The following is a 275-nucleotide window of genomic DNA, read 5'->3' on the forward strand; positions in this document are numbered from 1 at the left end:
GGCGTAAGTTTGCCCGCGTCGTCCACACCCCATTTGTTCACCCCACCGATACTTACGGCGATTCGTGTAAGCGGAGAGGATACACCTTCGTTGTACTTTTTGAACAGCACCGTTCCATACGTATCTTCCTTGCCGTTACCATCAGGATCATCCTTGCGAATGGAACGCATCACTTCGTACCAGTCATCCAGCGTTTTCGGTACATCCAGCTTCAGCTTGTCAAACCAGTCCTTGCGGTACACCATGGCTGTACGCCCGATATCGCGAAAGTTGGG

1 pseudogene is annotated in these 275 nt (G+C 52.0%); it reads right to left on the bottom strand.

Annotation, left to right across the window (positions count from 1 at the left end):
* Positions 1 to 245 (bottom strand): annotated as a pseudogene (locus ACKQAD_RS20290) (hypothetical protein); the annotation flags it as partial.
* Positions 246 to 275 lie beyond the last annotated feature (30 nt).

Source organism: Pectobacterium artocarpous (assembly GCF_046159765.1).
Lineage (GTDB): Bacteria > Pseudomonadota > Gammaproteobacteria > Enterobacterales > Enterobacteriaceae > Pectobacterium.